The 23,123-nt window shown below is 49.3% G+C and carries 15 protein-coding genes; 9 read left to right on the forward strand and 6 right to left on the reverse strand.

The genetic code is table 11. The features are described from left to right. Positions 1-37: 37 nt before the first annotated feature. Together LN737_RS13330 and LN737_RS13335 are read right to left on the reverse strand one after the other, a co-directional pair. A complete protein-coding gene (locus LN737_RS13330) occupies positions 38-2,653 on the reverse strand; it encodes an ABC transporter permease (protein ID WP_405519578.1) in 2,616 nt (871 codons plus the stop codon). An 82-nt stretch (positions 2,654-2,735) separates the two neighbouring features. Beyond that, the gene (locus LN737_RS13335; RefSeq protein ID WP_405519580.1) at positions 2,736-3,077 is read right to left on the reverse strand and encodes a PadR family transcriptional regulator; all 342 of its coding nucleotides are present in this window, start codon (positions 3,075-3,077) and stop codon (positions 2,736-2,738) included. A 319-nt stretch (positions 3,078-3,396) separates the two neighbouring features. Between LN737_RS13335 and LN737_RS13340 the strand changes: the two genes are divergently transcribed. Continuing rightward, entirely contained in the window at positions 3,397-5,085 is a 1,689-nt protein-coding gene (locus LN737_RS13340) for a C1 family peptidase (protein ID WP_405519586.1), read from the forward strand. After that, positions 5,036-6,010, forward strand: a complete 975-nt coding sequence (locus LN737_RS13345; protein ID WP_405519588.1) for a pentapeptide repeat-containing protein — start codon at positions 5,036-5,038, stop codon at positions 6,008-6,010. Before LN737_RS13340 ends, LN737_RS13345 begins: the two co-directional genes overlap by 50 nt. Before the next feature lie 97 nt (positions 6,011-6,107). Here LN737_RS13345 and LN737_RS13350 read toward each other — a convergent pair whose 3' ends face one another. The 3 genes from LN737_RS13350 to LN737_RS13360 form a co-directional block, all read right to left on the reverse strand. Continuing rightward, a complete protein-coding gene (locus LN737_RS13350; RefSeq protein WP_405519590.1) occupies positions 6,108-8,777 on the reverse strand; it encodes a permease prefix domain 2-containing transporter in 2,670 nt (889 codons plus the stop codon). Between the two features lie 98 nt (positions 8,778-8,875). Continuing rightward, positions 8,876-11,509, reverse strand: a complete 2,634-nt coding sequence (locus LN737_RS13355) for an ABC transporter permease (protein ID WP_405519592.1) — start codon at positions 11,507-11,509, stop codon at positions 8,876-8,878. A gap of 91 nt (positions 11,510-11,600) precedes the next feature. Then, a complete protein-coding gene (locus tag LN737_RS13360; RefSeq protein WP_405519594.1) occupies positions 11,601-11,939 on the reverse strand; it encodes a PadR family transcriptional regulator in 339 nt (112 codons plus the stop codon). 213 nt (positions 11,940-12,152) lie between these two features. Between LN737_RS13360 and LN737_RS13365 the strand changes: the two genes are divergently transcribed. The 3 genes from LN737_RS13365 (at position 12,153) to LN737_RS13375 (ending at position 14,585) form a co-directional block, all read left to right on the forward strand. Next, complete coding sequence (locus LN737_RS13365; RefSeq protein ID WP_405519596.1) at positions 12,153-12,773, forward strand: N-(5'-phosphoribosyl)anthranilate isomerase; 621 nt, start codon at positions 12,153-12,155, stop codon at positions 12,771-12,773. Positions 12,774-12,964: 191 nt separating this feature from the next. Next, positions 12,965-13,450, forward strand: a complete 486-nt coding sequence (locus tag LN737_RS13370; protein ID WP_405519598.1) for a PspC domain-containing protein — start codon at positions 12,965-12,967, stop codon at positions 13,448-13,450. 73 nt (positions 13,451-13,523) lie between these two features. Further along, entirely contained in the window at positions 13,524-14,585 is a 1,062-nt protein-coding gene (locus LN737_RS13375) for a LiaI-LiaF-like domain-containing protein (RefSeq protein WP_405519600.1), read from the forward strand. Positions 14,586-14,627: 42 nt separating this feature from the next. Here LN737_RS13375 and LN737_RS13380 read toward each other — a convergent pair whose 3' ends face one another. Further along, complete coding sequence (locus LN737_RS13380; RefSeq protein ID WP_405519602.1) at positions 14,628-15,644, reverse strand: GntR family transcriptional regulator; 1,017 nt, start codon at positions 15,642-15,644, stop codon at positions 14,628-14,630. 281 nt (positions 15,645-15,925) lie between these two features. Here LN737_RS13380 and LN737_RS13385 point away from each other — a divergent pair, with 281 nt between their 5' ends. The 4 genes from LN737_RS13385 to LN737_RS13400 all read left to right on the forward strand — a co-directional run bounded on the left by LN737_RS13385 (position 15,926) and on the right by LN737_RS13400 (position 23,107). Next, positions 15,926-19,120 carry a TonB-dependent receptor gene (locus LN737_RS13385; RefSeq protein ID WP_405519604.1) on the forward strand — a complete coding sequence of 1,065 codons (3,195 nt, stop codon included), beginning with the start codon at positions 15,926-15,928 and terminating at the stop codon, positions 19,118-19,120. Between the two features lie 11 nt (positions 19,121-19,131). Further along, positions 19,132-19,503 (forward strand): hypothetical protein, encoded by a 372-nt coding sequence (locus LN737_RS13390; RefSeq protein WP_405519606.1) that lies wholly within the window; start codon positions 19,132-19,134, stop codon positions 19,501-19,503. After that, entirely contained in the window at positions 19,446-20,627 is a 1,182-nt protein-coding gene (locus LN737_RS13395; RefSeq protein ID WP_405519608.1) for a RagB/SusD family nutrient uptake outer membrane protein, read from the forward strand. Before LN737_RS13390 ends, LN737_RS13395 begins: the two co-directional genes overlap by 58 nt. A gap of 119 nt (positions 20,628-20,746) precedes the next feature. Then, the gene (locus tag LN737_RS13400) at positions 20,747-23,107 is read left to right on the forward strand and encodes a DUF1549 domain-containing protein (RefSeq protein ID WP_405519610.1); all 2,361 of its coding nucleotides are present in this window, start codon (positions 20,747-20,749) and stop codon (positions 23,105-23,107) included. The last annotated feature ends 16 nt before the right edge of the window (positions 23,108-23,123 follow it).

The following is a 23,123-nucleotide window of genomic DNA, read 5'->3' on the forward strand; positions in this document are numbered from 1 at the left end:
TTTGTAGAGACGCAGTCCCCTGCGTCTCTACGGAGGCTTATTCCGAACGCAGTGATTTAACGGGGTTCACCAGAGCCGCTCGAATACTCTGGAAACTGACCGTCAGAAGGGCGATTAAAACGGCCATTATTCCCGCCAAAACAAACATCCACCACTCAATATCAATCTTGTAAGCGAAGTTCTGCAACCATTGATTCATGGCCCACCACGCAGCGGGCGACGCCAGAATAATGGCAATGGCTACAAGCTTGAGAAAGTCTTTCGAGAGCAATCCGATGATGCTCGTAACCGATGCTCCCAGTACTTTCCGCACGCCAATTTCTTTGGTTCGCTGCTCAGCGGTGAACGTAGCCAGCCCGAACAGACCCAGACAGGAAATGAAAATGGCCAGAAAGGCAAAATAACTGGCGAGTTTGCTGACCACCTGTTCGCTCTGGTATTGCCGGGCATATTCCTGATCGGTGAATGAGTAGGTAAAAAGATAATTTGGATTCAATTTTTTGCAGATAGCCTCTATTCGGGCCATTGTTTCCCTGGTTTTACTGCCATCAATCCGCACAATTACGTTTACATTCCCGACCAGCTGTTGCGTCCGCAGGTAAGCAATGAGTGGCCGGATAGTGGCATGGAGCGACTGAAAATGGAAGTCTTTTACCACACCAACGATAGTGCCTTGCTTCTGTCCCCAGGTAATACGTTTTCCAATGGGTTGTTTATAGCCAATAACTTTTAGGGCGGCTTCGTTGATCAGAAATCCACTGGAATCGGTAGGAAAACTTTTCGAAAAATCCCGCCCTTCCCGTAACGTAATACGCATGGTTCTGGCAAAATTATAGCCGACGCCGACGGGTGTGAACCGGACTTTGTCGTTTGGGTCGCTGCCTGCCCAACTGATGTTTTCAGTCCCCGATCCATTTGATGCCGGATCAGCAGTCATATACGATACGTTTCGGACGCCCGGTAGTTGCGCAAACTCGGCGCTGAGAACATCATAGTTCTTCGCCAAATCGCCTTCTAACGGAAAGTAAATAAGGTTTTCGCGGTCGTAGCCCAGATTTTTGGTTTGTACGTAATCCACTTGCCGATAGATGATAATCATACCGACAATCAGAATAATAGATAGGGAAAACTGAAACACAACCAGCCCCTGTCGCAGCCAGGTGGACTTGCTGTTGAATTTTAGGGACCCTTTCAGGACCCGAATCGGATTCAGCGAAGACAGAAAAAAGGCTGGATAACTTCCGGCGACTAAACCCGTTAAGGCGGTTAATCCAGCCAGTCCGCTCCAAAACGATACGTTATGAATGGGCAGGCTAATCTGCTTATCGGTCAACGTATTGAACGCCGGTAACAGCCCACTAACCAATAAAAGTGCGAGAACAACGGAGCCAATCGTCAACAGCAGCGCTTCGCCCAGAAACTGCCCGATCAGCAACGAGCGCATGGCGCCAACAACTTTTCGAACGCCGACTTCTTTGGCTCGTTTGGCCGAGCGAGCGGTTGCCAGATTCATGAAATTAATGCAGGCAATCAGCAGAATAAACACCGCCACGAGACTAAACAGCCGGACGTATTCGATACGTCCACCATCGATCCGGGCATTTTTAAAATTGCTGTTCAGGTAATATTCGTGGAAAGGCTGCATGGCAAGTTCGGTATGAAACGGTTTGCCTTCGTCCCGGTTAAATTTGTCCAGCATATGCTGTATTTTGGCTTCTACCTTTGCCGGGTCTGCGTCCGAGCGAATCATAAAAAACGTCAGCGGATCAGTGCTGCCCCAACCCGTTGCCCAATCATTTCCATCTTCCACGTAGGCATCCCAGTTGCGTAGGCAGTCGAACTGGAGCGTACTGTTCTTCGGCAGGTTTTCAAAAACAGCGGATACACGTAAATCTTTTCGGTTATCGAATCGAATCGACTTCCCAATGGCCGCTTCGGGACTACCAAAATAGAGATCGGCCATACTGCGGGAAATTGCCAGGTTGTTCCGGTCCTTCAGGGCGGCCTCGGGCGTACCTTGCAGAAATGTAAAGCTGAACATCCTGAAAAGGTCTGGCCCAGCCGCGTTGAGGGATTGTTTGTTGATTTTGTTACCTACAGAAAATGTCTGCCTGCCGGGCCATTCGTAGGCCGTTGCGTACTGAATTTCAGGTATTTCTTTCTTAAGCTCAGCGGCCAGCGGACCCGGTGTCCAGATGACACCCTGCATTTTTCCACTGAAGTACTCGCGCATGTAAACCCGATACAACTGATTTTTATTCGCATGAAACGCATCGACGCTGCGTTCATCCTGTATCCAGAGATAAATAAGCAGACTACAGGTCAGACCCAAGGCAAGGCCGAGTGTGTTAATCGCCGAAAACGACTTGCTCTTGGCGAGATTTCGGAAAGCAATTTTTAAATAGTTTCGAAGCATAGTCGGGTTCATTAAATACGTTGTTGTATACAAATACGGACTTCGTTTTTGCCTGATAGCAAACGGTTTGAAGAATCCCAGTACATCCCACCAGTATCGCCAGCACGCCCGTCGCTCGCCGATACGTCTGACTTGGTACGCAAACTCTTCCTGCAAATCGCCCTGTACTTCTTCCAGCCGGTGAGGGGCGCAGAAAAAGCGGAGCAGCCGGTTGGCAAGTTTGGGCGGTTGGTTCATGGGCAAAGGGGTTTGGCTGGGGGCAAGGTGCTGGGAGCCGGGTACTGGGCGAACTCTTCGCACCATGCGCCCTGCACCCTGCTTATCCCGCTATAGTTGACAGTTTAAGCGGGTTCAATAACCGACTCCAGAAACTGGTACGTACTTCCTGAATTTCCTGCAATGTCCGCCGGCCGTAGGCCGTTACGGTAAACAGCCGCTTTCGGCGACCACCCCGTTCGGCCGTAGGCTCACCCATTTCTGATTTCACCATGCCTTTGTCTTCCAGTCGATCCAATGCTGAATGAATCTGATTGAGCCGGACTGAACGACCTGTCTGCTCGATGATCTCATGCGTAATGGCTACCCCATAAGCTCCACCTTCCAGCACAGCCACCGTGAGCAGCACGATCTCTTCAAACTCGCCCAAATAGCTTCGTTTCATGGGTTTGCGTTAGTTCTATTTTTGCTGAGCAAATGCCTTGCCAGTACCAGAATATGCTGCTCACCAGCCAGAAAGCGCCATTTTTTGTGAAATTCTATTTGTCATTGTCCAGTTTCGGACAAACGCTGTACGGTTTGGGACAAGGGCTATGGACCACCTAAACAGCCATTCGCTGGGGCTGGCTGATCTGTTCTACGCACATTTTAATCAATTCAACCCCTGTTTTTTACGGTTGGTAAACCTTCGGCTTTCCCGGCAGGAGGGGAGAGTTCAACTTTGCTACGTTGCTATCCACACTTTTCTCTTTTTAACAGAATCAATGACTACCAACCGATTTTTACTCACTGCCCTTTTCGCAGCCTTACTGTTTGGCTGCAAAAAGCAGGAAGAAGATGTACCTACGCCCGATAAGCCAAACCCGTCGACCTCGGATTATTCGTTTGGCGGACTGGGTAACGAAAATTTCAACGAAATTCCTGTTTCGACCAAGTTTGGCTATACGGCGGCCGACAACCTCCCCGCTGCCGTTGACCTTAGTGCGTTCCTTCCACCAATAGGCAATCAGGGCAGCTATGGCACCTGCGTATCCTGGGCAACCGGCTATTACACTAAAACCGTTATCGAAGGAATTGCCAAAGGATATACTGCTTCGCAGCTAAGCAGTCCGGTTTATCAGATCAGTCCCCGCGATCTGTTTACGTCGATTCCTGAAGGGCCGGGGAAAAAACCGAATTGTAACGGAAGTACGCTGGCGGCCAACCTCGACGTATTGCAGCAGCGCGGAGCGGCTACGTTGAGCGTCGTTCCCTACAGCAATCTGGGCGACTGCAGCAAGACCAGCGCATCGGCTGCCTGGGATGCCGAAGCAGCTAAGCATAAAATAAAAAGCTACCGTACCATTGACCCAAGCGTGGTCAGTATCAAACAGCAACTGGCTAATAAACTGCCGGTTATGATTATCGCGAAGTTGTCGGACAATTTCATGTCATGGAATAGCGACAACGTACTGTCCTCCAACACGACATATAACAAAGTCGGAAAGGATGCGTATCACGGCCTGGCTATTGTGGGTTACGACGACCGCAAAGGCGCAAGTGGAGCCTTTAAAATCGTAAACTCCTGGGGTGCCAACTGGGGCAGCAAAGGATTCATCTGGATTGATTACAATTTTCTGCTCAATACGTTTGTTTATGATGACGGGTTCGGTACTAAAGCTCTGATGGTGATGAGTGAAAGCACAACCAAACCGCAGGACAATCCAAACCCGCAGCCGGCTCCTTCAGTAAACGGTGTTGATTTGGTTGCCTGGATCAATCAGGACTTTTCGGACTATGAGAATACAGGTTCGTCGACTGCCCGTGTCGTTGACCTCAATATCTATAACGACGGCGATGCCGACGCCAAACCGCAAACACCCTGGACAGCGTACTACATTTATTACAATGCCCGGAATGCCAATGATTACGGCGTATTGTTTCATCATACCTACACCACAAAAAATCTGGCGTCGGGCAAGTACACCTGCGATGGAGGTAACTGCAATCTGAACGTACCCATTCCGTCGGGCAGCAGCTTGTCTGAACAGCTTTTTGGCAACGACGAGGGCGTGCAGGTTAGCTACCAGATGCCCTCTAATCTGAACGGTTCTTATTACCTGGTTCTGGTTGTCGATGCCGACGATACGTTCGATGAATACTACGAGGACGATAACTTCTTTTACACGACCGACCGGCCCATCAAATTCAGAAATGGGTATGCGGCCCGTCAGGGTTACGAGACGGCAGGTGTTGCGTTTTCCTTCAAAAACCAGTTGAGCATCAAAAGCCCGGTTAAGTCGCGCCGTGAGTTTAACTCGGTTGTGAAGCCGGGTAATCTGAACGCTTACACACCTCAGGAAATCTTTAGTTTCATCCGTCAGCAGAAAAAGAGCGGAGCTTTCGCTCAAAAACTTCGCGAACATGACCGTCAGAACACAACCCAGTCGTTACGTGCCGCAAAAGTTAAGTAAGCTACTGGCAGTGCTGTTGATTGGCTTCAGCTGCGTGGCCTGTACAACTTCCGCAACATCGAGCAGTAAAAACGTATCGGCTGCCAGCGTAGTGGAAACGATTAAAAAGCAGGAACCTGTTCTGCTTGAGAATGTGACTATTGACGGCGATCTGGATTTTACGACGCTAACAACATACCCCGAAACGGCCAATACGCGAAAGGCGGTGATCGACTCACCCATCTTTTTCAAAAACTGCGTATTCACGGGCAAAGTGCTGGGTTTCAGTCAGCGTAACGGGCAAACAACGCTCTGTGATTTTCGCAAAAACCTTACGTTTCTGAATTGTAAATTCAACGAAGCAATTAATTTTCAGTCGGTTACCGTAGCCGGAATCGGTTGTTTTTCCAATAGTCAGTTTAACCGGGCTGTTTCATTTGAAGGGGCTTATTTCGATGCGGAAGCTTATTTTGACAATACGTTTTTTACGCAGGAAACGCATTTTCAAACCGTTCATTTCGGAAGGGGTGTCAATTTCTGGAAGTCGGTATGGGCGGGGGTGAGCTATTTTCAGGGCGCGGCCTTTGCGGGGGATGCGCAGTTTAATCTGGCGGAGTTTCGCGCCAACCTCGATTTCTCGTTATGCACATCGCACGGACTGCTGAACTTCAACTACGCGCAGTTTGTCGGCAGAAGTATTTTTGATAATTGCCGGTTTAAAAATGCCGTTGATTTCGGCGGTGCCAATCTGAAAGAAGCTAGCCTGAAAGAAGCTTTTTTTGAAGCAAAAGCCTCATTTGCCGATGTTACGTGTGGCCGTATATCGTTTGAAAACGCGCTTTTTCTCTCGCAAAAACCTGTTCTGACATTTGCTGCCCCTCAGCCGACGGAAATCAATCTGACAGGTGCCCGGCAAGTTGCCGCAGGAGCTGTGCAGATTGATTGATCGTCATCCCCGGCCCCCTGAAGGAGGTGAAAGTCCAATTAGGAAGGCTTTCCTCTCAGGGGACGGGGTAGGTATAAAAGACAAATCACCGATCCAGCTATTCCGACCGGAGAGACGTAACGGGATTGGTCAGGGCGGCTTTGATGCTCTGAAAACTAACTGTCAACAGGGCGATACCAATCGAAAGCAAACCGGCCAGCGCAAACACCCACCATTCAATATCAACCTTATAGGCAAAATCTGCCAGCCATTTGTTCATGGCCCACCAGGCAATGGGAGTGGCTATAACCAGCGCAATGACAACCAGCTTCAGGAAGTCTTTCGACAGCAAGGCCACAATACTACCGACCGAAGCACCCAGCACTTTCCGCACGCCAATTTCTTTGGTACGTTGTTCGGCGGTAAACATCGCCAGCCCGAATAGTCCCATGCAGGAGATCAGAATGGCGATACCCGTGGCGGTGTTGACAAGCTGACCCGTTTTCTGCTCTTTTTCATATAACCGGGCAATGGAATCGTCCAGAAACGTATAGTCAAATCTGTTGTCGGGATAAACGGTTTTCCATTGTTGTTCAAGGCTGGCCAGTGTGGCTTTAAGGTCGCTTACCTGTTTTCCTTTGGTCGATAGCTTGATACCAAGATTCCGGGCATGAGGCATGTAGCCCATAAATACCGGCCCGATTTTTTCGTGAAACGACTGCTCGTGGAAATCAGCCACAACACCGACAATCGGAAATTTTTTGCCTTGAAACTCAATCATCTGATTCAGTGCTTCGGCGGGTTTGCGGAAACCCAGTGCGTTTGCAAAACTAGCATTAATGACCAGCTCCCGGAGTGAATCGCTCTTGACGTAGTTGCGCCCGGCCAACAGACGAAGCTGATAAAGCGGAATGAAATTTTCATCACCGATCTTTGCTGATACGTCCATCTCAACGGCTCGTTTCGTTCCCTGGTATTTCAGCTTCGTTACCATATGGCTGTCGCCCATCGGGGGAAACCATTCCATGGCTACCCGCTCAACGCCCGAAAGCTGCCGGATTTTTTGCGCGAGCACCTTCCCTTTTTCTCCCCAGGGCGGACGTATCGACACAATAGCGTCGCTTCTGAAACCGAGGTCTTTGTTGCGCATGAAACTAAGCTGGCGACCTACCAGCAACGTACCGATGATAAACACCAGCGAAACCGTAAATTGAAACACAATCAAGGCTTTACGTAATTGTCCTTTTTGCCCGCCCGTCAGTGCCGTCTGCCCTTTAAGCGTTATCGCTGGTACGTACGACGACAGAACCAGCGATGGATAAAAGCCCGATAGCAGCGCCGTAAAAATTGTAACGCCGAAAAGAAAGATACCAGTCTGGAGGCTGAACAGCTCAAAAGTTAAGCCTTTGGGAGTAAGCGACTGAAAAGCTGACAGAATAGGGTTTACAAGAGCTAATGAAATCAGAACGGCCACCAGCGTCAGAAGAACGGTTTCGCTCATAAACTGAGCAATCAGGCTCATACGACTGCCGCCCATCACTTTCCGAATACCCGTTTCTTTGGCTCGCTGCACGGACTGAGCCGTTGATAAGTTAATGAAGTTAATAGCCGCGATGAGGAGTATAAATCCGGCTACAGCCATAAGTCCGTAGAGCGTCGGTAAATGGGCTTTGCGGGAATAATTGTCCTGATAATCTTCGTTGAAATGCAGGTCCGAGAGGGGCTGAAGCGCGGGTGTAAATTTGAATTCTTTGGGATAGTGCGCCTTAGTGAACCGCTGAAACTGCGCCGTAAATCGATCCGGTGAGGTTCCCGCTGGCAGCTTGACAAAAGCCTGCGAAGCCGACCAGATATCATCCCACTGATCGAGGTTTATACCCTTTTTCAACTGGCTGGCCCGGACGGTGGCAAACGAAATGAAATCGGTGAAGGTAAGATCGGTGGGTTGAGCCCAGTCCTGAACGATGCCCGCTACGTTCACGTGCACCGAATCCTGATAAATTACTTCCTTGCCGATGATTTTCTCCAGGGGCAAATTGCCGAAATACTTGCGGGCTTTTCGCTCCGACAAAACCAGTTTGAACGGTTCATTAAGCGCTGTTTTTGGGCTTCCTGCCAACCATTTATACTGGAAAATATTGAAGTAACCCGGCTCGACTACTACGATTTCGGCCCTGTCGACACCATGACGTCGCCCTTCAAATTTGGTTGGTTTTGCGGTTCCGTTCGGAATCAAAACTTCCGATTCGATATTGTGCAGAGCCGTAATGGTACCCAGCCCACTAATTTCGTTTCGCATGCCGCTGGGCACTGCGTTTGGAACGAATCCGACCGGGTGTTTCTCCTCATTTTTATTGTACTGCGACTCGCCTATCACCCGATAAATACGCTCACTGTCGGCATGGAACGTATCGTAGCTGAGTTCATAACTCGTAATGAGATAAATGACCAGACAGGCCGTTACCCCAAGCGTAAGACCAAGAACGTTAATCAGCGTACTGACTTTGTGCTTGGTCAGGCTGCGTAGGCTGGTTTTTAGGTAGTTGCGTAGCATAATGGGATTGAGTATTGATGGAGAAACGTAGTCGAAGGAGGGTCGTTTTAAGGCAAACGGTCTTAGAAATCCCAGCACGTTGAGCCAGTACTGTCGGTTGGCCTGTTCGTAATCCATGCGCTGTGCATCCCGCTCAAAGCGTTCGTGCAGATCACCCTGCACTTCCTCCAGCAAATGCGGAGCGCAGAAGCTTTCGAGGAGTCGGTCAGCGAGTTTGGGTGGTTGTGGTTTCATGGCAAGGGGTGAGGTGCATGGAGCGGGGTGCTAGGAGCGGGGGCAGGGTGTACAGTAAAGCGGATCGCTTTTACAATCCCTGCGCCCTGCCCCATGCTCTATTCCGTTTTCAGCGTTCTTACAGGATTGATCATAGCGGCACGTAACGATTGCCAGCCAACAGTCAGGAAGGCGATGAAAATGGCGATGAAAGCCGTTATAACAAACACCCAGACATTTAGGTCGATCCGGTAGGGGTAGTTGTTTAACCACTCCTGCATGGCGTACCAGGCCGCCGGAAAAGCAAAAATGAACGACAGACAAACCAACTTCAGGAAATCAGTAGACAACAGTTGCACTATTCCCGAAACGGATGCCCCCAGTACCTTGCGGATACCAATCTCTTTCGTGCGTCGCTCAGCCGATAACGTAGCAAGTCCGAAGAGACCAATGCACGAGATGAAAATGGTCAGTACAGCGCCGAAGAGCATCATCTGTTTCCACTTTGCTTCTGATTCATACCGTTTTATGTTCTCCAGATCCAGAAATTTATACGTATAGGGGCTGAGCGGGAAAAGCCGTTTGAACGCTTTCTCAATATACCGAAGGCTAGCTGTTTCGGTGCCGGGTTTAATTTTGACAAACGCTTTCCCGTATCTGTTGGCGGGCCGCATTGTGAATAATTGCGGTTTTATTTCCTGGCTTAACGATTCAAAATGATGGTCTTTCACGACGCCGATAACAGTATATTTTTTGTCGGTTTCGTTCAGCCAGAAATCCACAACCTGACCGATGGGATTTTTCCACTCGGCTTTCCTGACAAATGTTTCGTTGACAAGAACCGATTGCGTTGAATCGGAAGGGAAAGCAGGGGAGAAGTTGCGCCCTTTTAGAATCGGTATCTCGAAGAGCGGTAGATAAACTTCATTGACCGTTTCGTAATCAAAACTCAACTGGGTTTCGCCGTTGACTTTCGCTACCGTTCCCCAGCGTCCGCCATTTCTGGGCGCTACGTCGATAATGTTCTGATTTTTAGTCAATTCTTCCTTGAATAACTTGGCCTCGCTACGTTTCAAATTTGATTTGTCGACGATGACCATATTTTTGTCATTGTAACCCAAATCCTTGCTGGTTAGGTAGTTGAACTGCGAATAGATGGTCAGGGAAGCAATGATTAAAAAAGAAGCAAGCGCAAACTGTAAAACAACCAGTGACTTTTGCAGGTAATTTTTGCCCGACAGATTGAACCGGCTGTAGAGGGTTTGCACCGGGTTATAGCCCGACAGCACAAGCGCCGGATAAAAGCCCGACAACAGACCCGTTATCAGGAAAAGCAGCCCATACCCGGCAATTAATTTAGCGTCGAACAGGTAGGAAAGCGCCAGGCTTTTGTTCGACAGCTGATTGAAGGTGGGCAGGGCAAATTCGACCAGCAGGATAGCCAGAACAAAGGCCGCCAAACACAGAATGAACGATTCGCCCAGAAACTGAATGATGAGCTGGGCTCTGGCGCCACCAACCACTTTTCTGACACCAATTTCTTTGGCTCGTTTTAACGAACGGGCAACCGTCAAATTCACGAAGTTGATGCAGGCAATCAGGAGAATAAACAGCGCGATACCCGATAGGATATAGGAAAATACAGGATTGCTTTCGTCGACAAGCCCGTTGCTGGCGGGTAGTTCCTTGCTCAGGTGCATATCGGTGAAGGGCTGAAGCGCGTATTCGGTTTTTCCGGTTTCTCCGAACTTCTCAGCTATTGATTTGATACTTTCCTTTGCGTCGGCCACGTATACCTTGTTCATTTTGGCTTCAACTACCCTGACATCAGCCCTGGGATTGACAATCACAAACGTGTTGAGGAATACACTGAACCAGTTCTCATTATTAGCCCACTGTTCAGCTTCCACGATAAACGGCATCAGCACATCAAATTTGATGGATGAGTTTTGCGGGCAGTTCCTGGCGACCCCCGTTATTGTAAACGGTTCGAATTTGTCATCCTCTTTAAAAAACAGGGTTCTGCCCAGCACATTGGCTGATCCGAAAGTTTTCTTCGCCATGTTTTCTGAAATCACTACGGAGTTCGGACGTTGTAGGGCGGTTTTCGGATTACCGCTTAGCAACGGAAATGTAAACACGGAAAAGAAGCTGGAGTCAGTTTGGAAGATTTGCTGACTTTTCACTTCATTGCCAAGCTTTAAATCCCGTTGATTCTCTCTGTATCGAACAAACGACTCAATTTCAGGAACGCCAGCCTGAAACTTCGGTCCGGGGAAAATGCCCGTGTAGGGTTGTAGCTGCTCGACAATACCGGCTTGCGTCAGATGCTTGCTGTAGATTCGGTAAATCTTCGGGTTATTAGCCTGAAAACGGTCGTAGCTGACTTCGTCTTTGGTGTACAATATGATCAGCATGGCAGCGGCCAGCCCGATGCTGAGGCCAATGATGTTAATGGACGAATACGCTTTATTGCGAGCCAGATTCCGAAAGGCGATTTTTAAATAATTCTGTAACATGGCAGGTCTGAATAAAGGAATTGAGGTATAGTCAGCGGGTTGTCGTTTCAGAGCAAACGGGCGTAGAAAGCCCAGTACATTTAACCAGTAGCGCCGACTGGCTCGAACGCTTCCTAACAGGTTTCGGTCGCGCTCATAACGTTCGTGCAGATCGCCCTGCACTTCCTCCAGCAGATGCGGAGCGCAGAAGAGACCTAACAGTCGGTCGGCGAGTTTGGGTGGTTGTGGTTTCATGGCAAGGGGCGAGGTGCATGGAGCAGGGTGCAGGGGGCGAGATGTAAGGCGTACAGCGAAGCGGATCGCTTCTCTAATCCCTGCTCCCCGCTTATATACTTATCGCTGGTAAGGCATTTGGTGCAATGGAGTTCCAGAGCTGATCACGTGTGGCCCGGATGTCGTGCAGCGTGCGGCTACCCAGGGCTGTTACGCTGAAAAGGCGCTTCCGTCGGCCACCTCGTTCGGCAGTAGCCTCGCCCATGTGCGACTTGAGCATCCCTTTTTCTTCCAGTCGATGCAGCGCTGCATGAACCGCGCTTATGCTCACCGACCGGCCGGTTTGCCGATCAAGTTCGTCGGTGATGGCCACTCCATACGCGCTCTCGTTTAGTACGGCAACGGTCAGTAGCACGATTTCCTCAAACTCACCCAGATAAGTTCGTCTCATAACTGATAATTACATTAACTTTTGTAGAACAAATACCTTGCCAATCCGCAAAAAACAGCGCTACGTCCTCCCAGCGCTGCTTTTGACCGAATAACGTGTACGATTTCGAACACGACTTGTCCGATGCTGAACATTCTCCGGCGAAACCGGCGCTACGTACCGCAATGGGCCGTAACTTCGCAGCCGCAATACAAAGACTGATAACTGAAAAAAATGGCTCTTCAAACGCTTGTTAAAATCTCCAACGTGACGAACCTTAGTGATGCTCGCTACTGTGCCGGTATGGGCGTTGATATGCTTGGTTTTTCGATGGATATCGACTCCCCTGAGTATATAGAGCCAAAGACGTTTGCCGAAATCCGGTCCTGGGTTGCCGGTGTTCAGATTGTTGGTGAAACAACAGCCACTGATCCGGAAGCCATTGAGCAACTTCTGGAAACGTATCAGCCCGATGTATTGCAGGTGGACGAATCTGCTTTGTTGCCGTATCTTACAACCTTTGATAAGCCGCTTATCCTGCGCGTTGATTTATCGCTCATTACGCTCGATCAACTTCAGACGCTGTTTCAGACGGGTATAGCCGGTGCCGATTACGTGCTGCTCGAAAGCAAAAATGCGCTCCATCTCGATGATGACCTGAAATCGGCTCTACAGCGGCTCTCTGCCCGTTATCCTACCTTATTAGGTATTGGCGTATCGGCTGCCAACGTCCACGGTCTATTGGCCGACCTGCCCGTTCGTGGAATCGCACTGAGCGGTGGCGACGAAGAACGCCCTGGCAATAAAGAGTTTGGTGAACTTATGGATATTCTGGAAGCGATTGAAGTAGAATAGTCATTGGTCACTGGTCATTAGTTGTTACAACCGATCACCAATAACAAATGACTAATGACTAACCACTACTATGTATTACCTACTATCATTGAAAACATACTTCCATCCATAGCCGCGGCCATTCTTCCAAATCTACTTCCATAGCCCGTCGGTAGCTGCTAGGTTTACATCGTTTTAAACAACCTACTGCCATGAACAAGCGCTTAGAACGTATTGCCGACCAGGCCCAAATTGGGGGCGTATGTGCTGGTTTGGCCGATTATTTTGGAATTGATCGCGCGTTGATACGCGTACTTTTTGTAATCGGAATTTTTATACCACATTTTCCGGTGATAATCCTTTATATTATCCTCTGGATCGTACTGCCTGAGCGTCGCTCGGATAGTGTTGTGGCCCAATCAACCGCTTTTTCTAATCCTTATTTTTCCATGAATCCATACAACCCCAACAAGCCTGCATCTCCCGACCGTGGTCTCATCGGCGGAGCCGTTCTGATTATCCTTGGCGTACTGTTCCTGCTGGATCGCTACCTCGATATTGACTTTGGTGATCTGTGGCCGTTTATGCTGATCGCGCTTGGTCTCTGGCTGATATTCCGGGATCGCATCAAACCGCCTTACGACAATACAACCAACTACGGGGGAACAACCGATAACGACCCAAACGGAACCCTGTAGTCATCAATAAAGTGTGAGCAGGCTATAGATTTTAACACGTTATAGCCTGCCTCATACATAACCTTTACTTGTCATGCAACGAAGAAATGGATTGTTCTGGGGGATTTTTCTGCTAACACTGGGTGTGCTTTTTCTGGCACGCCGGGCGGGGTGGCTCGATGTCGATTGGCACTCACTGGTGAATTTATGGCCGGTTCTGCTGATACTGGCCGGTGTGAATCTCATTCTGGAGCGACGCGGAAACCCGATTGCGTTTGTTACTACGGTGATGCTGGCTGTTGCCATTCCGGCGACATTATTTGGATTTTTCAACCGCCACCACGACCGGGACCGCGATGGATTTCACATGCGCTGGAATCATGACGATGACGACGATGACAATGGCGATAATTCCTACGGTGATCGTAATGATAACGACGATGACAACGGGGATGAGGAGGATAATGACGACGATTATCAGCATGAGCGCGAGCGCCGGAATGCCGAAAGCGGCCGGGTTCAAACCAATACGTTCACCGAAACAATGGATGCCAGCACACATGAGGCTGTGCTGAAACTGTCGGGCGGAGCGGGCCGGTTCATCATCAGCAATCCAACGAGTGAGTTAATAAAAGCAGATGCCCGGCAGACGGTAGGAATGTATTCCATGTCTGTCGACCGCGATCCGGCCACGCATATTCCAACCATTGAGTTGAAGCCGAAGGATGAGCATCAGCACATTGACTTAAAAGATGGCGACTTTGAAAATCGGATGGATATACACCTGAACGACAAACCGATATGGACAATGGACGTAGCACTCGGGGCCGGGCAGGGTGACCTGGATTTGAGCGCCTACGCCGTAAAAAGTCTGAAACTTGGTGCCGGTGCTGCCGACCTCGATCTGAAGCTTGGTGCCAAAGTCGACCAGGCCGACATAAAACTCGACGTAGGAGCCGCTTCAGTTACGGTACACGTTCCTAAAGAGGTGGGCTGCCGGATTAAAAAAGACGGTGCGCTGAACGTAGAGCAACTGGACGACTTTACGAACGTAGGGGGCGGTGAGTATGTGAGTCCCGGCTACGACGCATCCTCAAAGAAAATGCTCATCCGTTTCGACGGTGGCATCTCCCGGTTTAAAGTCGTTCGCTATTAGTTCTGAACCGTATGGACGGCCCTGCGGAGCCGTCCATACGGTTCAGAGGGATTTTCGAACAATCAGCCGGAACGGATTCTCTACGTGCTCGACGCTGCCATTTAGTACTAGTTGAGCGGCTGTTCGGCCCATCTGCGCAAAATCGGTTGACATAACTGTGATTCCCTCCAGCAGAAATTCTTTCAGGGGCGTATCGTTGTACGACAGGATGCCTACCTCCTGACCTAATACGTAAGATGTCTTTTTGATCTGCTTAATCAACTCAACCAGATCTTCCTCCATCAGATTGATATACGCCTGCTGAGGTTCAATAGCCTCATTTTCAATATTATGAATGACGCGCGTCTGGAATCCGTGTTCGTAGCAGAATTTATAATAACCGTTCAGAATCGCCTTTGGGTGATAGGTATAGGAAGGAAACAGGATGCTGAGCGTTTTGTACTTCCGTAAGAGAGGCAGTGCTTCGGTCAGCGCCTGATACAAGTCCTTCTCAAAATTTTGAAAAACAGCCGCATAATTGCCGGTTATTCCGTCGACGAGCTTATCCAGGATAACCAGTTTGTGTTTGGGCAGGCTATTAATCAGTTCATCCGCCTTTTCGCCCCCTTCAAAAAAATGACCGATAATAACGTAGTGGGTATGATTCCGGGCCTGTCGCTGAATCAGATCCCGAAACAGACGGAAATCGTTGTTATAAATAAAAAAGTCGATGGCTACCGTTGGGCCAAGCAGCTCGACAAAGGAATCATAAATGATTTTTTTGTGAACGCTTAACTTGTTGAACAACAGGAATATCTTCAGATTGTGGCCCGTCGGCGTATAGTTGATGTAAAAGCCTTTCCCCTTAACGGCCCCAATAATTTCTTTCTCCTTAAGCAGTTCATACGCTCGCTCAATCGTGCCTTTCGACACATCGAATTCAGCGCATAACTCATGGATAGACGGTAGTTTATCACCCGGTAAAATATCCCGATTTTCAATGCCTTCTACGATTGAGTTGTAAATCTGCTGGTATTTCGGTGTGTTTGAGTAATCGTTTATTTTAATGTGGTAAAGCATATTCTAAAACTTTATTCAGGATTAAACATAAAGTAAAGCCGCAACAGACTACTACTGATTTTCCGCCGAACCCGCTCTCAATTGGCGGGTTCTTTTTTTACAGCAGGAAAAAGCATGTTGTAACCATTGTATAGAAAAACCTAAGAAAATTATCGAAATAATGCCAAATATGGGAAGGTGTGGGAAAGTTGATGAAACTCTTGTATTAATATTTGATTAATCGGTAGGCTTTAACATAGTCTATAGATTCTGTTCCTAATCCTTACCTCTTTCCAAATTTTATGAAAAAACTTTATCTGGCAGTCGCGCTATGTTCAGTAGCGTGCTCCTTTTCCGGATTAGCTCAGGAGCTGAGAACAACCCTCCCCAGAGGAACGACATCAGCCGAGAAATCACTACTCGCTTCCCTCGCTCCGAAACCAGAAAAACAGTTCGTAAATGTTGCGCCAACGGATATCGCCGTATCCGGTAAAGTTACTGATGATAAGGGGGTTACACTGCCAGGCGTTAGCGTCGTGGTGAAAGGGTCGACACAGGGAACGACAACCGACAGCGACGGCGGATTCAAAATTTCGGTACCGAATGCCAACGCTATACTCGTTTTCAGCTTTGTAGGTTACGTAAAACAGGAAGTGGTGGTTGGCAGTAAAACGACGATAACCATCGCCCTGTCGCCTGATGATCAGACTCTGAGTGAAGTCGTGGTCGTCGGGTATGGTTCGCAACGGAAACAGGACATTACGTCCGCGGTATCCGTCATTAATATGCGTGACATTGGCGAACAACCCGCCAACAACCCGAACCAGATTCTACAGGGGCGGGCACCCGGCGTTGTTGTCAAGCAAAAAAGCGGTACGCCTGGTGGCGCTTTCGAAGTGCGGGTGCGGGGTATAGGCTCTCTGGGGGCTGGTAGTAATCCGCTATATGTTATCGACGGGTTTACGGTTGGTACGTCTGTAGGGCAAAACCTCAATCCAAATGATATTGAGAACGTAACGGTTCTGAAAGACGCAGCTTCTACCGCTATTTACGGCGCCAGAGGTTCAAACGGGGTTGTGCTCATCACCACCAAACAGGCAAAAGAGGGAAAAGTAAACGTCAATCTGTCACTCGATTACGGGATTCAGAGCGTGCCGAGGTCCAGACGCGTAACCATGCTGAACGGGGTTGAATTTGCTCAGTTCAAGAAAGACATTTTCATGGATCAGATAAGGATTCTGCAGAATCGGGAGCCCGCCGAAAGCGAAGTGCCAATTGGCTACCGGTTTCCGGAGCAGACCAAGTATTCGACCAACTGGTTTGACCTGATCATGCACGACAATGCCCCCTATTCCGATCTGAATATGACCGTATCGTCGGGGGCGGGACCGATTAAGGCGCTCTTGTCGGTTGGGTATTACAAGGAAGAAGGGATTATAAAAAAAACGAATTACGACCGGATATCGGTACGTTCCAATCTGGGTGGGCAGATCAACAAGTTCATCAACATCGGGCTGAATATCAACGGTACCTATACCCGGCAGAATCTGGCGAATACCGACGGACGTAGCGCCTTGGTGGGTGGGGCTCTGCTGATGGACCCGCGCGCTACGCCTTACAATGCCGATGGTTCGCTGATACCGTACATCAATGGGGTCGATGGCGTGTTTGGTTTTCCTAACCCCTTGTTTGTTCTGGAAAACGTTTACCGCAAACGCAACATCGCTGATCTGTTGACGAACGGCTTCATCGAGCTGTCTTTTCTGAAAAATTTCAAGTTCAGAACCTCCGCAAACGTAAAACTGAACAACAATACGTACAAAGAATACGTACCGTCTACCATTGGTTTACCGGTGGCATCGGGTACGGCAGGGGCACCACCCCGCATTGCCACCGAAACCGACAATACGGAAGAGCTTACCAACTATGCCCTCGATCAACTGCTGACGTACCGGACTCAACTGGGCACCAATCACAGCTTTGATGCGCTGGTAGGGTACACCGCCCAGCAGGAGAAAGTCCGTGGGTTTACGGGTAATGGGAATACGTACCCGGATGACCTGGTTCCTTACCTGGGGTCGGCCTCGATCCGGTCCGCTACGTCCTACGAATACGGGTGGTCCTTATTAGCCTTTTTGAGCCGGGTCAATTATTCGTATAAAGATAAATACCTGTTTTCAGCCTCTTTCCGGCGTGAGGGCAGTTCGCGGTTTGGCGCCAATAACAAGTATGGCGATTTTCCCGCTGCCTCGATTGGCTGGCGCCTTACCGAAGAACCCTTCATGCCCAAAACAGCCTGGCTCAGCGACCTTAAACTTCGGGCAAGCTGGGGCGTAACGGGTAACAACGACTTCCAGACGATTGGCAACTATCCGAGTCTGGCCTTCGTTGGTGCCAGCAATTATATACTGGGCAATGCGTTTTCGGCTGGTAAAATTGTCAGCTCATTCGCCAACTCAAACCTGAAATGGGAAAAGTCGAATCAGCTGGATATCGGGCTGGACCTGGCCTTGTTTAATAACAAGCTGATTTTCAATCTCGAATACTACAACAAGATTACCAACGATATGCTGCTGCCGGTTTCCATACCGGCGGTGTCGGGCTTCACTACGGCCCTGGACAACATTGGTAAAGTTGAAAACCACGGATTTGAAATTGGCGCCGAGTACCGTACCAATTTTGGTCAGTTCAACTTCCGAACCAATGCCAATATCAGCTTTAACCGCAACAAGATTCTGGCCATCAAGGGTGCTAACGACGCGCTGTATTACGGTAGTTTCTACGGGGGCTACAACGTACAGAAAGTGGGTCGGCCGATTGGGATGATTTATGGGTACAAAAAACTGGGTATTTTCAATACGCAGGCCGAAATTGATGCGGCACCCAAACAGGACGGCGTCATACCCGGCGGTATGAAGTTTGCCGATACCAATGGCGACGGCGTTATTTCCTACGATACGCAGGACATGGTCGAAATTGGTAACCCGAATCCGGCGTTTACCTGGGCCTGGACATTTGCCGGTGATTACAAAAAGTTCGATTTCAATGTCATGTTCCTTGGGCAGCAGGATTTTGATATTTACCGGAATATCGAAGCTTCAACGATGAACATGGATGGTGTATTCAACGTGCTCGACAAAGCAAAAGATCGCTGGCGGTCGGCTACGAACCCCGGCACGAACCCAACGGATGTTCATGCCCAGGGCGGCACTAGCTATTTCAAATGGTCGCGTGAGAGCAGTGATCGGTACGTGTACGATGGCAGCTACGTCTGGCTAAAAACCATAACCATCGGTTATAACCTGCCTAAATTCAAGTCCATCCTGAGCAATGCCCGCATTTTCGTGACCGGCAATAACCTGTTCATTTTCACGAAGTATCCCGGCAACAATCCAGATGCTGGCGTAAGAAATACCAATTCGGTTGAGCTGAATAATGACGACGAATCGTATCCGGTTCCCAGATCGTTTGCCACCGGTATAAAACTCAACTTTTAATCATCCCGATCATGAAAAAAATAACTGTTTTAGGTGCATTTCTTCTTTCCCTGACTCAATTTTCGTGCAAGGAGGATTATCTGGTTGCTACCGACCCGACCCGGATTGGTACCGATCTGTTTTATAAAAATGAAACGCAGTTTTTGCAGGCGCTGAGTGGTGTATATGGTCAGTTGCAGACAATTACGAACTCGGCCTACATCTTTCAGGAATTTCCGTCGGACAACACAACGCTCGATTTCAATCCGCTCGACCGGGGGGAGCCGCCGGCTGGGAAGCCTTTGAATTCTCGACGGTCAATCAGGGCAATGGTGAAATTGCCAACATGTGGAACCTGTATTACTCAGCCCTGTATAACACCAATTATACGCTGGAAAAGCTAGCCACCAGTACGCTCGACGCAAGTGTAAAAGGACCGATTGAAGGGCAGCTTAAATTTCTGAGAGCCTATTTTTACTTTCATCTGGTTCAGTATTTCGGTGACGTAATACTGGTGACAACTACCCTGCAAAGCCCCAACCAGGCGTTTGATCTGGTGCGATCATCACAGGCCGACGTATGGACGCAGATTGAAAAAGATCTGAAAGACGCCGTTACGTTACTGCCCACTACGTATCCGGCCGCTCAGATAGGCCGGGTTACAAAAGGAGCCGCATTGGGGTTGCTGGGCAAGGTGTATTTGAACCAGAAAAAATATACCGATGCCGTAACGACGCTAAAACAGGTTACGGGCTATTCCCTGAATCCGGTGTATGCCGATAATTTCAACCCGGCAAAGAAAAACGGTCCCGAATCTATTTTCGAAGTGCAGTATCAGGGCGGGAATGACCTGGGCGAATGGAGCACGTTTGCGTATACGTTTGCGCCCCGGCTTTCGGCGGGTGCCGTAACTGGATTTGCGAACACAACGCCCGGCGGACGTAACGTTCCGACCAACGACATGATTGCGGCTTATGAACCCGGAGACCTTCGTAAGGATGCCTCATTAAAAACCAGTTATACGCTCAACGGTACGGTGGTTCCTATTCCGTATGTGATTAAATTTACGCATACCCACACCATTACCGGACGTACTGACGACAACTGGCCCGTACTACGTTACGCCGATGTGCTGCTAATGATGGCCGAAGCCATTAACGAGCAGTCGGGGCCAACGGCGGAAGCGTTCGGTTACCTGAATCAGGTACGTACACGCGCTGGCCTGAAAGAGTTGTCGGGACTGGATAAGGCGGCTTTTAAAACGGCGGTCCTGAAAGAACGACGGGTAGAGCTGGCTTTCGAAAACCACCGCTGGTTCGATCTGAAACGTACCATGACCCCTGCTGAACTGGCGGCTTTCATGAATGCCTACGGGGCCAAAGAAAAAGCAAAGCCTACCGTCGATCGGGGAGGAATTGCCTTCAACGCTCAGGATTACGTATACAGCGATTATGAATACTTTTTCCCGATTCCGGCACCCCAGATTTTGATAAACAATAAACTAACGCAGAATCCTGGATACCAATAAACGGGATAAGTAAATCATTTACAGGCACTTTTCAGCACGGGTCGACGTTATCAGACATAGATTCGTGCTGAAAAATCCTTTGAAAGCAATATTCATACAACCAACTCTTTCAATACGTAGTGACAATATTCGCAGAATCATTTTGGCTTTGGCAGTTTTTAGGGCGCTTACACCCCTTACTTGTTCACTTCCCGGTCGGCTTACTCTGTATCGCATTAGTGCTGGAAGCCATCGACTGGTATCGTAAATCAACAGAATTAAGAACGGGGGTTACGGCCATGCTCTGGATCGGGGCCATTAGCGCCATATTTTCGGCCATACTTGGCTTAATCCTTGTCAATCAGGAAGACTATGCCGGTAAGGGCGTGGCTATTCACCAGTGGGCTGGACTGACTACCGTACTGCTGGCCTGCCTGACGGTATGGGCGCTGCGCTCCGGGCGTATTCCGATATATCGGACCCTGCTCATCCTGACGGTTTTTGGCGTTAGTCTGGCCGGACATTACGGGGCATTGCTCACCCACGGCGAGGATTATCTGTCCAGCGTGCTGCCTTTTGGCAACGAGCCGAAAGGACCGGGCTCCAACACTGGCAATTTTGCCTTTGCCAGCCTAAACTCCAATCAGCCGCTCAATGCCAAACAAATTCAGGAGTTGAATGTGGAGGTCAGATCCATTCTGGCGCATAACTGCTATAGCTGTCACAGCGCCACAAAAACGAAAGGCGAACTGCGGCTGGACAAAAAAGAACTGGTGTTTAAAGGCGGTAAACATGGTGTTATTCTGAAAGCGGGCCATCCGGAGGAGAGCGAAATGATCCGACGTATTATGCTGCCCGCCGATGATAAAGAAGCCATGCCTACCAAAGGCAAGCGGCTTACCGAAAAAGAAGTGGCGCTGCTGTCGTTCTGGATTAAAGCGGGTGCGCCCTGGCCAAATGGGGCCGAAAAAAGCATTTATCGGGTAGCCGCTCTGGAGCCCCGTTTGCCCGTGCTGCCCGCCCCAACCGTAGATATCAATAATCCGATTGACCGACTGGTAAATGTGTATTTCCACAAAAATAAAATTGAGTGGAAAGGCGTAGTCGATGATCGGACCTATATGCGTCGGGTTTATCTGGATATCGTTGGATTGCTGCCCACACCGGCCAACGTTCAGGCATTTGAAGCCGATACCCGGCCCGACAAACGGGAAGTTTTGGTAAAGGAACTGTTGAACCGAAATGGCGATTACGCACAGCATTGGCTTACGTTCTGGAACGATGCTCTACGTAACGACTACACAGGTACGGGCTATATAACGGGTGGCCGATACGACATTACGAAATGGCTGTACGAATCGCTAAAGAAAAATAAGCCTTACAACTGGTTTGTGCGGGAGCTTATTAGTCCCAACAAGGAATCTGCCGGATTTATCAAAGGCATCAAATGGCGCGGAACGATCAATTCGAGTCAGCGAACCGAAATGCAGGCGGCTCAGAACGTAGCGCAGGTGTTGCTTGGTCTGAATCTCAAATGTGCTTCGTGTCATGATAGCTTTATCAGCGACTGGAAACTGGCGGATGCCTATGCGTTCGCGAACGTATTTGCGGATAGTACACTGGAAATAAACCGCTGTGATAAACCGACCGGAAAAATGGCCGGACGTAGTGTTTTGTATAAAGAGCTGGGTACCATCAGCGTAGATGCGCCAACGGAAAAACGCCTGCGCGAACTGGCTGATTTTCTGGTGCAGCCTAAAGATGGCCGTCTGTATCGCACACTGGTTAACCGGGTCTGGGCGCAGCTCATGGGGCGGGGTATCGTAGAGCCCGTCGATGCGATGGACAACGAGCCATGGAGCCAGGATTTGCTGGATTGGCTGGCGTATGATTTCGTACAGAATGGCTACGACATTAAAAAACTGATTTACACCATCACTACGTCCAAAACGTACCAATTGCCCTCCGTCGGTATTAAAGATGCGGGTCTGGTCACGGCGCCTACGTATGTTTTTCAGGGAATGGTTCGTCGGCGGCTGACGGCTGAGCAGTTTGCCGATGCGGTTAGTCTGGCATTCAACCCAATCTATCAGGATACGTCGGTGGTGAAGATGCTTCCAAAAACGGTGCAGAAAGAGATTATATTTCCGCGGGCTTCGCTCGTGAAAAACGATCCCTTCCTGACGGCCCTTGGACGACCGAACCGCGAAACGGTCAGCACCAGTCGCACCTCTCAGGCCAACCTGTTGCAGGCGCTCGAACTGACAAACGGTACTACGTTCAATGAAGCTCTGAAACGGGGCGCTGAGCGTTGGAAAACGAAATATCCTTCGTCGGACGCGCTGGTTAAGGAGCTTTACCGAAAATCATTAGGTCGTGATCCACTGCCCAAAGAGATGATGGTTGCGCAGAAAATTGTGGGCGCTCAACCAAGTGTTGAAGGCATAGAAGATCTGGTTTGGGCCATCGCCCTCCACCCTGAATTTCAGTTAATTTATTAGAGATAATGTACCCCCA

The organism is Spirosoma sp. KNUC1025, assembly GCF_045160025.1.
In the GTDB taxonomy this organism is placed as follows: Bacteria; Bacteroidota; Bacteroidia; order Cytophagales; family Spirosomataceae; genus Spirosoma.